The sequence below is a fragment of the Pseudomonas sp. 008 genome (genome assembly GCF_016861935.1).
In the GTDB taxonomy this organism is placed as follows: domain Bacteria; phylum Pseudomonadota; class Gammaproteobacteria; order Pseudomonadales; family Pseudomonadaceae; genus Aquipseudomonas.
Genome location: NZ_BOMA01000001.1, coordinates 719,058 through 731,127 on the forward strand (window position 1 = coordinate 719,058; position 12,070 = coordinate 731,127).

The 12,070-nt window shown below is 56.0% G+C and carries 13 protein-coding genes and 3 pseudogenes; 10 read left to right on the forward strand and 6 right to left on the reverse strand.

The genetic code is table 11. The features are described from left to right. Positions 1–381 precede the first annotated feature (381 nt). The 6 genes and pseudogenes from JUI81_RS03115 (at position 382) to JUI81_RS03140 (ending at position 3,539) form a co-directional block, all read left to right on the forward strand. Positions 382–1,113 carry a hypothetical protein gene (locus tag JUI81_RS03115; RefSeq protein WP_204123712.1) on the forward strand — a complete coding sequence of 244 codons (732 nt, stop codon included), beginning with the start codon at positions 382–384 and terminating at the stop codon, positions 1,111–1,113. An 88-nt stretch (positions 1,114–1,201) separates the two neighbouring features. Further along, positions 1,202–1,363, forward strand: a pseudogene (locus tag JUI81_RS03120) (contractile injection system protein, VgrG/Pvc8 family); the annotation flags it as partial. 19 nt (positions 1,364–1,382) lie between these two features. Continuing rightward, positions 1,383–1,850, forward strand: coding sequence for a DUF1910 domain-containing protein (locus JUI81_RS03125; protein ID WP_204123855.1), 468 nt, complete (start codon positions 1,383–1,385; stop codon positions 1,848–1,850). Positions 1,851–2,074: 224 nt separating this feature from the next. Next, positions 2,075–2,608, forward strand: coding sequence for a hypothetical protein (locus JUI81_RS03130; RefSeq protein ID WP_204123713.1), 534 nt, complete (start codon positions 2,075–2,077; stop codon positions 2,606–2,608). A gap of 172 nt (positions 2,609–2,780) precedes the next feature. After that, positions 2,781–3,050: a DUF2790 domain-containing protein gene (locus tag JUI81_RS03135; protein ID WP_028940528.1), complete on the forward strand. Its 270-nt coding sequence runs from the start codon at positions 2,781–2,783 to the stop codon at positions 3,048–3,050. A 90-nt stretch (positions 3,051–3,140) separates the two neighbouring features. After that, positions 3,141–3,539: a hypothetical protein gene (locus JUI81_RS03140; RefSeq protein ID WP_028940527.1), complete on the forward strand. Its 399-nt coding sequence runs from the start codon at positions 3,141–3,143 to the stop codon at positions 3,537–3,539. Here JUI81_RS03140 and JUI81_RS03145 read toward each other — a convergent pair whose 3' ends face one another. Then, positions 3,540–3,809, reverse strand: coding sequence for a DUF1652 domain-containing protein (locus tag JUI81_RS03145; RefSeq protein WP_026331664.1), 270 nt, complete (start codon positions 3,807–3,809; stop codon positions 3,540–3,542). It abuts the gene before it with no gap. A gap of 390 nt (positions 3,810–4,199) precedes the next feature. Here JUI81_RS03145 and eco point away from each other — a divergent pair, with 390 nt between their 5' ends. After that, a complete protein-coding gene (gene eco, locus JUI81_RS03150) occupies positions 4,200–4,682 on the forward strand; it encodes a serine protease inhibitor ecotin (protein ID WP_204123714.1) in 483 nt (160 codons plus the stop codon). A 30-nt stretch (positions 4,683–4,712) separates the two neighbouring features. On the opposite strand, the pseudogene ilvA reads toward eco, so the two are convergent. Further along, positions 4,713–5,708 (reverse strand): annotated as a pseudogene (gene ilvA / locus JUI81_RS03155) (threonine ammonia-lyase, biosynthetic); the annotation flags it as partial. Positions 5,709–5,956: 248 nt separating this feature from the next. Here ilvA and JUI81_RS03160 point away from each other — a divergent pair. Further along, on the forward strand, positions 5,957–6,274 hold the full coding sequence (locus tag JUI81_RS03160; RefSeq protein WP_019579077.1) for a DUF2834 domain-containing protein: 318 nt from the start codon (positions 5,957–5,959) through the stop codon (positions 6,272–6,274). On the opposite strand, the gene JUI81_RS03165 is transcribed toward JUI81_RS03160, so the two are convergent. Beyond that, complete coding sequence (locus JUI81_RS03165) at positions 6,249–7,727, reverse strand: RimK family protein (RefSeq protein ID WP_204123715.1); 1,479 nt, start codon at positions 7,725–7,727, stop codon at positions 6,249–6,251. The two genes, JUI81_RS03160 and JUI81_RS03165, sit on opposite strands and share 26 nt — an antisense overlap. 200 nt (positions 7,728–7,927) lie before the next feature. Here JUI81_RS03165 and rimI point away from each other — a divergent pair. Then, a pseudogene (gene rimI / locus JUI81_RS03170) lies at positions 7,928–8,374 on the forward strand (ribosomal protein S18-alanine N-acetyltransferase); the annotation flags it as partial. A 55-nt stretch (positions 8,375–8,429) separates the two neighbouring features. Here rimI and JUI81_RS03175 read toward each other — a convergent pair. Together JUI81_RS03175 and JUI81_RS03180 are read right to left on the reverse strand one after the other, a co-directional pair. After that, the gene (locus JUI81_RS03175; protein WP_204123717.1) at positions 8,430–9,578 is read right to left on the reverse strand and encodes a PQQ-dependent sugar dehydrogenase; all 1,149 of its coding nucleotides are present in this window, start codon (positions 9,576–9,578) and stop codon (positions 8,430–8,432) included. A 51-nt stretch (positions 9,579–9,629) separates the two neighbouring features. Continuing rightward, the gene (locus JUI81_RS03180; protein WP_204123718.1) at positions 9,630–9,992 is read right to left on the reverse strand and encodes a hypothetical protein; all 363 of its coding nucleotides are present in this window, start codon (positions 9,990–9,992) and stop codon (positions 9,630–9,632) included. A 213-nt stretch (positions 9,993–10,205) separates the two neighbouring features. On the opposite strand from JUI81_RS03180, the gene JUI81_RS03185 reads away from it, so the two are divergent. Continuing rightward, positions 10,206–11,066: a Ku protein gene (locus JUI81_RS03185; protein ID WP_028940523.1), complete on the forward strand. Its 861-nt coding sequence runs from the start codon at positions 10,206–10,208 to the stop codon at positions 11,064–11,066. An 80-nt stretch (positions 11,067–11,146) separates the two neighbouring features. Here JUI81_RS03185 and lpxO read toward each other — a convergent pair whose 3' ends face one another. Next, the gene (lpxO, locus tag JUI81_RS03190) at positions 11,147–12,046 is read right to left on the reverse strand and encodes a lipid A hydroxylase LpxO (RefSeq protein ID WP_204123856.1); all 900 of its coding nucleotides are present in this window, start codon (positions 12,044–12,046) and stop codon (positions 11,147–11,149) included. Positions 12,047–12,070: the final 24 nt, after the last annotated feature.

Sequence of the window (12,070 nt, forward strand, 5' to 3'; positions counted from 1 at the left end):
ATACCTCCCCTGCTATGGCAGGTCCTGATTTCAGGGCCTGCCGGCGGACATGAATAAAAGACAGCCTGCATATGGTTCTTTTGGGCGTTATATCTTTTCGCCCATTATGTTTTTTAGATATATTCTTATTGCAATTTAAAACTATAAATCCAGGCAAAAGATAAACGGCTATTGACAGCCATGTATTTTTTAATTTGAAGTAAATTTATAGCTCTTTACACTTGCAACTATTCCAAAAAATAATTGCACGCAGCCAATTACAACCAAGTAGTTGCTTGACCGCCACATGCCTTCAACTAGTATCTTTTCCACGCACGGCGCAGGTAAGGACAACTGCTGTGCGAATCCTTATACCACCACAACAGGAAAAGGAACTCCAACATGGAAAGTGTCGCTATCTCAGCTGCCCAAATTAACTGGAACGGCGGACAACGTTTAACTCTCACCGCAGGAGATACAGCCACCTGTACCGCACTTAGCCCAGGCCAGCTTTATGGCATCTTTATCTACAACTCCGCGCAAAATGACAACAACTCGACTGTCTCCGTGAACTGGAGCAACAGCCAGCCGCCCGTACCGATCACGGTGCCTGGCACCACGGCCAATGCAGGCCTGGCATCGTTGGGTTTTGTCTCGGGCACCGATACTCAAACCGTTTCGGTCTCACTGTCCAGCAACGCCGGTAAATCACAGGTCGAAATCTGGCTGGGAAGTGTCAGCATGCCGACCAACATATCGGGGCTCAGCAACTATCCGCTGCCGGCCGATGGTGAGCAGCATCCGTTCAACAAGTACACCCGCTACTATGCGGTCCCCCCATCGAAATGGATGAACCTGACGATCACCAGCACCATTACACAGTTCCTCTCCTGCCAGTTCCGTGAGGCGCAAGCGACCGTGTTCGTCGTCAATGAGACGTCGAACGGCCTGCTCTCCGGCCAGGTCACCACGATCGGGCCTACTGCAAGTGAAGTTGGGGCCGTCAAGATCAGTTACTCGCAGATTCAGAGCATTTCCAATAATCTGCAAGGCGACGGTACGCAGTGGGTCTGGATGGATGCTGACAGCCAGCAAAACTCTCAGAGCGCGACCATTTCCCTGCAATCGCTTTGAATTCATTGGCTGAGTCATAAACGAAGGCCCCCTCTGTGGGGCCTTCTTTTTATCTGACGTAGCGGTCAATTGCCTCGAAAAGTGCCTGTATTGCGTGCAGTACGACGAATCCGACCTGCATTTCATCCAGCGTCTTTGCGAAGAGGAAGGCATCCATTTCCACTTCCAGCACTCGGCCAGCGGCCACAAGCTGGCGCCAGTGAGTTACCAGCAGGACTCCGGGATGGCCGCCGAAAAAACGGTGATCAAGCCGCTTCGATAATTTTTTTATCAACTACAAAGATTCGATTGAATTCTTCAAAGAAAATACGTTTCAGGCCGACTCTGACGAGCAAGAAAAATCGCTAAGAGCCAGATACTTTCAGAAGCTGATACTCAAGGAAATACTGATACGCTACACCGCTGGCAATGAGATCGTAGTCCTGATCCCATTATTGGAAAAGCTTGTAGAAGCGCTGGAGGCTGGTGCTATTGCTTTTCTGTACGGTATCGACGACAGCAAAATTAATCATAGGGTTTATCCAAAAGACTTGGTTGAATACGCGAGAAATTACCAACCGACCGACACTGCCCAGATTGCTCGTATAAATGCAGGGCAACCCTGCAGTAAAGCAGGCTATTGGTTTACACCTGCACAAGCAGAATCTCGTCGCTATTTCGAACAGGGCGAAATCATGCCGAGCTTCAGCGACTCGAGATGGGGCGATACTATTTGGTATTGGTCAGGTGAAGAATAATAGTGGCGGCAGATTGACTTGACTTCAGCCAATCATTGTTCGGATGGGCGAACAAGCCAGCGTCCGCAAGAGGCTGGCCTGCGTGTAATACCGTATCCGTCAGACCGGCGCTTTCCACCCCATCATCCGCTGCTGCGCAACCTGCAGCAGGTCGTAACCATCCTGAGTCGGCAGATAAAGCGCATGAGTAATGTAGGACCCGACAACCGAAGGGATTTCCCCGAATGCAAACACCATGGAAGTACATCATCGCGGCACTGCTAGCCGCCCCGGCCTACGCGCAACCACTCCAGACAATCCTCACCTGCCCTTTGGCCGATAGAACTCAGGTGTCCTTGCTGGCGGAAACGAATGCGCAAGGCCAGCGCCTGTTTGTGAAACTCGACAGCAAAATCCAACCGGCCTTTAGCGACATCCCGGATTTCGACTTTTTCGGCGAAGTCTTCCTGGCAAAGTGTGTTTCTTCCAGCCTGATATTCGCCTTCGCATACGGCTCGCCGTATTTAAAAGGCGTCGTTTTACACAAGAACCCTGTCACTCACACCGTCGAGCGAATCGATTTTGCCGAGAAGGCGTTACCACGTTGGCTGTACCTCGGACGAGAGCAGGTCCGGCTCGTCATTCCTAATATCGGGTATGAAGTGTCGGCGAAGTTTCTGGTCTATGACTATGTTGCAGGAAGGGGGCAGTTGGAAGGACCCGCTGGTATAGAGACGCCTCCAAATCGACGTGGGTTCAAGGTTGTGCGCCTCGAATAGATGACCGCACAACAGGCTAGCAACAACCATTAGCCCGCTACTTAACCTTCGATTAATCCTGCGGTCCAAAACTTTACTGGACCGCACTCCCTCAGCACCCTCTGACGCCCAGTGCGGCAGGTTCGACGCTCTTGCATCGAACTGGATTCCCCTCTGCACTGGAGACCCAATCATGAACATGCGAACACTGCTGATGACCACCGCCCTCGCCTGCACCGCATTCGCCGGTCTCGCTCAGGCCAACGATACGTCGTCCTCCCAGGCCGTGCCTTATCACTACGGCATGCCTCTGAATGTGGGCAAGGTCATTTCCATGACCGAACCGTCGACGCTGGACTGCGAAGTGGTCACGGCGGACATGAAGTACATCGATAGCACCTCGGGCAAGCCTGCAGAAATTACCTATCGAAAACTTTCTGACGCGTGCAGTTATCAGAGCTGACAGACGATTCTGATTCGGCACTTGGCGGTAGGCCTGCGGGGATTCTGACGCTATGCTTTGGCGTCCCCTCTACCGCCGAAAGGATTCGCCATGCCGTTCTCGTTTCGCACACTGTCGACGTTCACCGCCGCGCTTTGCTTTCTGCTGGCGCTGGTGTGGGGTTTGATGCCGCAATGGCTGCTGGCGATCTGGAGTATCGAGTATTCGTCCGCAGCGGGGTTTGTGGCCAGGCGCAGTGCGGTGCTGTTCGGTGCGCTTGGGGTGATGTTTTATCTCGTGCGGCAGGCACCGCCCTCGGCGGCGAGAAGTGCGATATGCAGCGGCTTTATGGTTGGCTGTTTCGGCTTGGCAGCGCTGGGCTTCGGCGAATGGCTCAATGGTCATGCCGGGCCGGGTATCTTACTGGCGATCCTGGTGGAGTTGGCGCTGGGTCTGGGGTTTATCCAGACCCGGCGCGTGTCGCTCGAATTGCGTGAAACGGCCGGTTAATTAATGGGCTTTTGACTTTGGGCTGAACATTTGGCTATGGGTCTTGTGCTCAAGGTCGGTGCGTAACTCGGCGATCAGATGATTAATCTCCCGACACCCATTGAGGCGATGGGCGTCTATGCCGGTAACGCACAAGTCGAGATGGTCAGTCTCGTTGTCCGAATACACCTTGACGGTCATCGACAGGTCTGGCGATAGCGTGCATTGGCAGCGTTTCGGAAGAAAACTGCTTTCAACGATATTGCGTAGTTCCAAGGCAGAAAGAAACATGGCCACCCTCTCGGTATTGTGAGATTGCCAATCGAAATCAATTGTCGGTCGGAGCTCAGATCGCCCGTTCTTTTCTTCCTTGCGGGCTTCATCGTTCCAACGTCCGACCGTTTTTTTTGTTTCAGCGCTGACTCAATGGGACCGTGGTCAGCTCAAGACAGCTTCAGCATAAAACATGCCCGGAATTTCGCCCTGCGCCTCGTCGGCAAATCAAGGTTTAGAGAAGATGGCAACACATTGCGTCATGCAAAATGCAAGAAAGGTCAGCTTTCAATACCTGCATTTTGCAACCCCCCTCTGAGGGCGGGTTTGCATTGGGCAAGGACGGCAGTGAGAATGCGGTCCATCTTTTCAGTATCCGCTGACCCCACACACACGCAAGGAGGCATCATGGGTACTTTGTCCTTTAACACGACCGCCGGGCTGATAGTTGTCCTTCTGTCGTCCGCAGCCCACGCTGCGACACTCGAAGACGTCGCGCCGTATCCCAAACCGGAGAGCGGCTTTACCCGCCAGGTCATTCATCTCGCTCCACAAAAACAGGAAGACGCCTACCAGGTCGAAATTCTGGCCGGCAAGACCCTGACCGTCGACTGCAACCGTCAGCGTCTGGGCGGCATGCTTGAGGAAAAGAACCTCGAAGGCTGGGGCTACCCGTTTTACCGGCTGGAAAAAGTCACCGGCCCGATGAGCACCCTGATGGCCTGCCCTGACGGCAAGCGCAAACAGGACTTCGTGCCGGTGGTCGGTGACGGCTTCAGGCTTCGCTACAACAGCAAACTGCCGATCGTGCTCTACGTGCCCAAAGACATCGAAGTGCGCTACCGGATCTGGTCGGCATCGAGCCACGTCGAGAAAGCCGTTCAGGAATAATCCGCCCATCCCTTATGCCGGGGCGCCATTCAACGCGGCGCGCTCGGCCACATGACGCAAGCTGTCGAAGTTGATATTCGCGCCGGAATCGATGGCCACCAGGGTCTGCCCTCGGACGCCGGTTTGCGCCACGTACTGCTTGATACCCGCCACGGCCAGGGCGCCGGAAGGTTCGGTGATCGAGCGGGTATCGTCGTAGATATTCTTGATCGCGGCACAGAGTTCGTCGTTGCTGACGGTCAGCACTTCATCGACGCAAAACCGGCAGACCTCGAAACCATGCGCGCCGATCTGAGCGACGGCCACACCATCGGCGAAGGTGCCGACGGTTGGCAGCACAACCCGTTCGCCGGCCTGTAAGGCCGCCCGCAAACAGGCGGAATGTTCCGACTCGACGCCAATGATGCGCACTTCCGGGCGCAGGTATTTGACGTACGCAGCGATACCGGCGATCAAGCCACCACCGCCCACCGGCACAAAGATCACATCCAGCGGCCCTTGGTGCTGACGAAGGATCTCCATACCGACGGTGCCCTGCCCGGCGATCACGTCCGGGTCGTCGAAGGGCGAGACAAAGGTGCGGCCGGTTTGCTGTGCCAGGTCCAGCGCATAGGCCAGGGCAAACGGAAAACTTTCGCCGTGCAGCACCGCATTGGCACCCCGGCTGCGCACACCCTGCACCTTTAACTCCGGCGTCGTGCAGGGCATGACGATAGTGGCGGCAATCCCCAACTCGCGAGCCGCCAACGCTACGCCTTGGGCATGATTGCCTGCCGATGCGGTGATCACGCCCCGAACCTTCTGTTCATCGCTCAGGTTCACCAGCTTGTTGTAAGCACCACGTATCTTGAAGGAAAAAGTCGGTTGCAAGTCTTCGCGCTTGAGCAGGATCTGATTACCCAACGCCTCGGACAAGGCCGGTGCTGCTTGCAACGGCGTGCGCACGGCGAGTTCGTAGACCGGCGCGGCGAGGATCTTTTTCACGTAATGCTCAAGCAAACTCTGCTGGACGGGGGTGCTGTTCATGGTCGTCTCCTGACTTTGATCGGAGCCCAAGAGACAGAAACTAAAAACCCGCCTCTAGGGCGGGTTGGGTGCTGCAGTCGTGAGCTAGCCCGCCAAATAAGGAATGGCGGTAATAATGCTTGGCTGGCAGCGCAATACGGTGGAAGTCATGGCTGGAAATTAGCCGGCCGCTGATGGCAAGTCAATGGCCAATTTTCAACGAGCTCTGTAGGCTGGCGATTCTGCTCATCGTCCCAAGGAAGGAAACCATGAAGTCTGTCGCCCTGCCCCTCGTTGCCCTGATCGCTTTCGCCGGCTATACCGTTTCGGTGATGCTGCAAGCCGAACAGTCGTTGCTCGACTTCGGTATCAGCCTGATGTCACGGCCCGATACCGCGCAGGTGGTCATTGATTTGTACCTGTTGGCAACGCTTGCCGGTATCTGGATGTACCGGGATGCACGCAAGCGTGGGCGGTCAGGGTTGTCGGTGGTTCCTTATTTGCTGGTGACGGCGATTTTCGTGTCTGTCGGGCCGTTGTTGTATCTGGTGGTGCGGGGGCTCACCAAGCCTGACCACGGCGTTTGAGCTCCAGCCGCCGGACGAACTCTTCCAGCACCAGCGTGTACAGATCGTCCTGCAGGTACGCGTCTTCGATGCCGGCGTCGATGTTTGGGTTGTCGTTGACTTCGATCACCACCACTTTGTCGCCGGACTGTTTGAGGTCGACGCCATAGAGTCCGTCGCCAATGAGATTCGCGGTTTTCACCGCCAGTTCGACCACCGCTCGCGGCGCTTCGTGAACCGCCAGGGTGCGACATTCGCCGTTGATGTCCTGGCCTTTGGCCTTGTGGTTATAGATCTGCCAGTGGCCCTTGGACATAAAGTATTGGCAGGCAAAAATCGGCTTGCGGTTGAGTACGCCAATGCGCCAGTCGTATTCGGTGTAGAAAAACTCCTGGGCCAGCAGCAACACCGAATGTTCGAACAGTTCCGCCGTGGCCTTGAGCAAGGCTTGCTGGCTTTCAACCTTGATGACGCCCTTTGAGAAACAGCCGTCGGGGATTTTCAACACCAAAGGAAACCCCAGTCGCTCGCCTACCCGCTCAAAGTCTTCCGGTCGCTCCTTGTAGAGGATTTCAGTGGCCGGCATGCCCAGTTGATGGCTCTTGAGCAAGTCAGTCAGGTAAACCTTGTTGGTGCAGCGCAGGATCGACGCCGGATCGTCCATCACCACCAAGCCTTCACTCTCGGCTTTTTTCGCGAAACGGTAGGTGTGGTTGTCGACGCTTGTCGTCTCGCGTATCAACAGCCCGTCGTATTCGGCGATTCGGGCGTAGTCCTTGCGTTCGATCAGCTCAACGTCGATGCCCAGCATCTTGCCGACCCTGACAAAGTTGTCCAGAGCCTTGGGGTTGGAGGGCGGCAATGCTTCTTGCGGGTCGTGCAGAATGGCCAAGTCATAACGGGCCAAGCGCCGAGAGCGTGGCAGGCGCCAGATCTTGCGACTGAAACTATCCAGCGCGTTTGCAAACTGATCTTCCTGATCTTCACGCAACTTAAGCAGGGTGCCGAACTTTACACCTTCGATGTGCCAACCGTTAGTTCGACGAAATTCAACTAACAATATTGGACAAGGGAAAACCTCGAATAACTGTCGAGCCAATTCCTGTAATGGCTCGATTGAGGTCTGGCCGAAGTACAGGGTCAAGGTGAAACCTTCGGTGTCGCTGTAAACATGATGACTTAAGGCTTTTTCCAGGGTTTTATCCAGATCGTCCAAGGCCAGGCCATACAGGGACTTTCGGGTCAGTTCGCTGATGGTCCGCACCGACGGAATCACCTTGTGCCCCCGTGCTTCGGCCAGCAGCGAGCAGTAATAGCCGTGCCCGAGGTACTTGTAACTGCGGCACAGGTTGATCACCTGAACCCGTTTGCCCTGCTCGTTGTTGCGGGTCTGTTCGAGGTATTCCTGGGCGGTGACGATGTCTTCACTGGGAAAGTAGGAGGTCCAGTCTTCCTTGCGTTCGACGATTATCATCAACGGACTGGAAGTTCTGATCGAGGCATTTAAATAGTTTGCAGAAGTTATTGCCGTCGGCAAAGTTTGTTCGGATACTTCGCGCCAATGACCTTGTACCGCTGACATAGTGATTGATCCGTTGGAGAACAAGACCTTTCCTATTAAGCACGAACTTTTTCGAAAGTCCCGTTTCGTTACGCAACTTTTACGGCGGTCATATGAATCCTGTTTTCCGCCTGGCGGTCATTGAAGACCTTCCAGCACTGTTGGCACTCGAACAGCAATGCTTCACCACCGACCGGCTCAACCGGCGCAGTTTTCGATGGATGATCAGCCGGGCTCACGGGCAACTGCTGGTGGCCCAACGTGGCGAGCGATTGGTGGGGTATGCGCTGGTGTTATTTCACCGGGGTACTTCACGGGCACGTCTGTATTCGATTGCGATCGCCGTTGATGCTCGCGGCAGTGGGTTGGGCAGGCAATTGCTCGAACGCGCCGAAGCCTGCGCCCTTGAGCACGATTGCGCCTACCTGCGACTTGAAGTACGCATCGACAACCCGATGGCAATCGCTCTGTACGAGCGCAACGGTTATCGGCGATTCGGGCTGATTCAAGACTATTACCAGGACCATGCCGACGCACTGCGACTGGAGAAACACGTCCTGTAGCAGCTGCCGAACGCAGGCTACGCCACCTGCTACAAAGGTTGTGCGAGTCTGTTTACTTCAACCCAACCTTATACAACGCACCATCGTCTTCATCGGTTAGTACATACAGATAACCATCCGGCCCCTGCCGCACATCGCGAATCCGTTTGTTCAGCTCACCCAGCAGCCGCTCTTCGTGAACAACCTTATCGCCGTCGAACTGCAGGCGGATCAGCTCCTGGCCCACCAGCGCGCCGATAAACACGTTGTGCTGCCAAGCCTTGAAGCGATCGCCATCGTAGAACGCCATGCCGCTGAGACCGGGGGATTTTTCCCAGACATGCTGTGGGCCCACGGTACCCTCGACGATTTTGCCCTTGGCTTCCGGGATCGGCAGGCCGGAATAGTTGATGCCGTGGGTTGCTATCGGCCAGCCATAGTTCTTGCCGCGCTCGATGATGTTGACTTCGTCACCGCCCCGGGGGCCGTGCTCATTTTCCCAGAGCGTGCCGCTCCAGGGGTTGAGCGCCGCGCCTTGCGGGTTGCGATGGCCGTAGGACCAGATTTCCGGGCGAACGCCTTTTTGCCCGACGAAGGGGTTGTCCTTCGGCACCTTGCCGTCCGGATAGATCCGCACGACCTTGCCTTGCAGCTTGTCGAGGTCCTGCGCCGTGGGTCGATCGTTGTTCTCGCCCAGAGTGATGAACAGATAACCGTCGCGGTCGAACACCAGACGGGAGCCAAAGTGATTGCCAACCGAAAGCTTGGGCTCCTGGCGGAAGATCACATTGAAATCCTTGAGGACCGTCAGGTCTTCCGACAACCGTCCGCGACCGACCGCCGTACCCGCCTTGCCGCCCTCACCGCCGCCTTCGGCATAAGACAGATAGACCATGCGGTCTTGCTTGAAGTCGGGCGACAACACCACATCGAGCAACCCGCCCTGCCCCTTGGCCCAGACCTGAGGCACACCGCTGAGCGGACTCGAAAGTTTGCCATCGGCACTGACCACCCGCAGGTTGCCCGGCCGTTCGGTCACCAGCATCCCTTGGCGACCGGGGAGGAACGCCAGCGCCCAGGGATGCTCCAGACCTTTAACGATCGGCGTGACCTCAAGGGTGCCCTCCTCACTTTTCAATTCCTGGGCAGGCGCAGCAAACACGGGCGAGTTGGTGAACAGTACGCCGGTAAATAGTGTGGTCAGGAGGGTCTTACGCAACATGCACGATTCCTTTTGTCGTCAAAATGGCTGGTAAGACCTCTGTCCTACCGTTCAACGGTTGCTGGTGTCTGCGTCCCGATGAGGTGGATTGGGTATGAATGTCGGTGGGCTGGCGGGAGCCTGGCGATCCTGCGGATAACGGTTGCCGATACCGCCGTTCTCCAGGGTCGGTGGTCGCGGCGCAGGCGCCGTACTCGGCCCGCGGATCACCGGGATGCCGGGTCGCGTGCCTTGCATGCTGTTGGGATTGGCCCGGCGGATCGGGTTGTTGTAAGGATTGTTATTGGTGCTGCCCGGCAGGTTCTGGGCCAGCAGCAAGGGCGAGGATGGCGGATCAGCGGCATCGGCCAGGGCCAGGCTGCTTAGCACGCCACTCAATGCCAGTGCGATGACGCCGAACACACATCGGTTCATGGAAACCTCTCTAAAAGCGCGTGCAACGCTTCATGGATGAATAGAGCCACGCTACGCCCGGGGTTCGGATTTGTTAACTAAAACCTCCTTCAGAAGATGTAACACCAGTTGACTGCACCGTCGATCAGCCCGCAAAAGCGGGTCGCAGCCGACTGAAACTTTCCCCCGGGCAACAGGTCACCTGAACATCAATGGGCTGACGAGAACACGACGATGGCACGGGCAATCTGGAAAGGCGCAATCAGTTTCGGTCTGGTGCACATCCCCGTGGCGCTGGTCTCGGCGACGTCTTCCCACGGGATCGATTTCAACTGGCTCGACAGTCGCAGCATGGAGCCGGTGGGCTATAAACGCGTCAATAAGGTCACTGGCAAGGAGGTCACCCAGGCACACATCGTCAAAGGGGTCGAGTACGAAAAGGGTCGTTACGTGGTGCTCAGCGAAGAGGACATTCGCTCGGCCCATCCACTGTCGACCCAAACCATCGACATTTTTGCCTTTGTCGACAGCAAGCAGATCCCCCTGCAAAACATCGACACACCCTATTACTTGGCGCCGGACAAACGCGGTGGCAAGGTCTATGCGCTGTTACGCGAAACCCTCAGCAAAACCGGCAAGGTCGCCCTCGCACGCGTGGTGTTGCATACCCGCCAGCACCTGGCGGCCGTCATGCCGCTGGAATCCGCTCTGGTTCTGGTGATGCTGCGCTGGCCGGCCGAAGTGCGCAGCCTGGATCAATTGGAGTTGGGCAGTGAAGTGACCAAGCCGGACCTGGCCAAAGGCGAGCTGGAGATGGCCAAACGGTTGGTGGAGGACATGAGCGCCGACTGGACGCCCGAAGAGTACCGCGACAGCTTTGAAGACAAGATCATGGCGCTGGTTGAGCAGAAGGCGAATGAAGGCAAGATCGAAATCGTCGAAACCGCTACGGGTGAGGAGGAACGCAGGACCGCGGATGTCATCGATCTGACTGAACTGCTCAAGCGCAGCCTCGGTGCCAGGAATGCCGGTAAAACGGCAGAAAAAGCCAAAGCGAGCACAGATAAAAAAGCCACGAAGCGTTCTCGTGGCTGATCGGTTAGTGGAGTGCCCATACGTTATGCGGTGAAAATACTGGCCTGCTTGCAATGACTAAATGCGCCGCAAAGCAAAACTCAGATCAGCACAAAAATCGCCAGCAACCCGCCAAAAATCGCCCACTTCTCCAGGTAATAGCGAGCGCGGTTACGCTTTTTGAGTGCTTTGCCGCGCAGGCGAACCGTGTAGATTTTGGCAAACAAACGGTTGATAGCACCGGTCTTGTCACCCGCATCGTTCGGTGCACCCGCCGCCGCCATCACTGTGCGGCTGAACCAGCGGTTGAACGCCGCCGCCCAGCGATACTTCATCGGCCGTTCGACGTCGCAGAACAGGATGATGCGGTTCTGCTGGGTGCTGTTTTCAGCGTAATGAATGAACGTTTCATCGAACATCACCGCTTCGCCGTCACGCCAATGGTAGCTCTCACCGTCGACGTTGATGTAGCAACCGGCTTCGTTCGGCGTTTCCAGCCCCAGGTGATAACGGTACGAGCCGGCATACGGATCACGGTGGCGGACCAGTTTGGAACCCGGTGGCAGTTCGGCAAACATCGCTGCCTTGATCGAGCCAATGCTTTGCACTAGTTCAGTAGTACGCGGGCAGAGCTTCGCGGCCGACGGGTGACTGTCGCCATACCACTTGAGATAGAAACGCTTCCAGCCACTTTTGAAAAACGAGTTGAAACCGACGTCGTCGTACTGATTCGAGCGCTTGATCTCCCCGGCCTTGAGCAGGTTCTGGCCTTCGGCGCGAATCTCTTCCCAATGAGCCTGCAATGGGCTCAAGTCAGGAAAGTCCGCGGGATTGAGATAAGGCCGATTGGGGATTTTCGAGAACATATAAAGGAAGCAATTGATCGGCGCCAGAAATGTCGAGTGGTCGCTTAGTTGGCGGCCTAGTTTGTGGCGCACCTTACCGCGCAAGTGGACATACGCGATGGAGATGACATAGATAGCGGCAATAATGAGTTTCACGGAAATCGTCACACGTCTGAAATG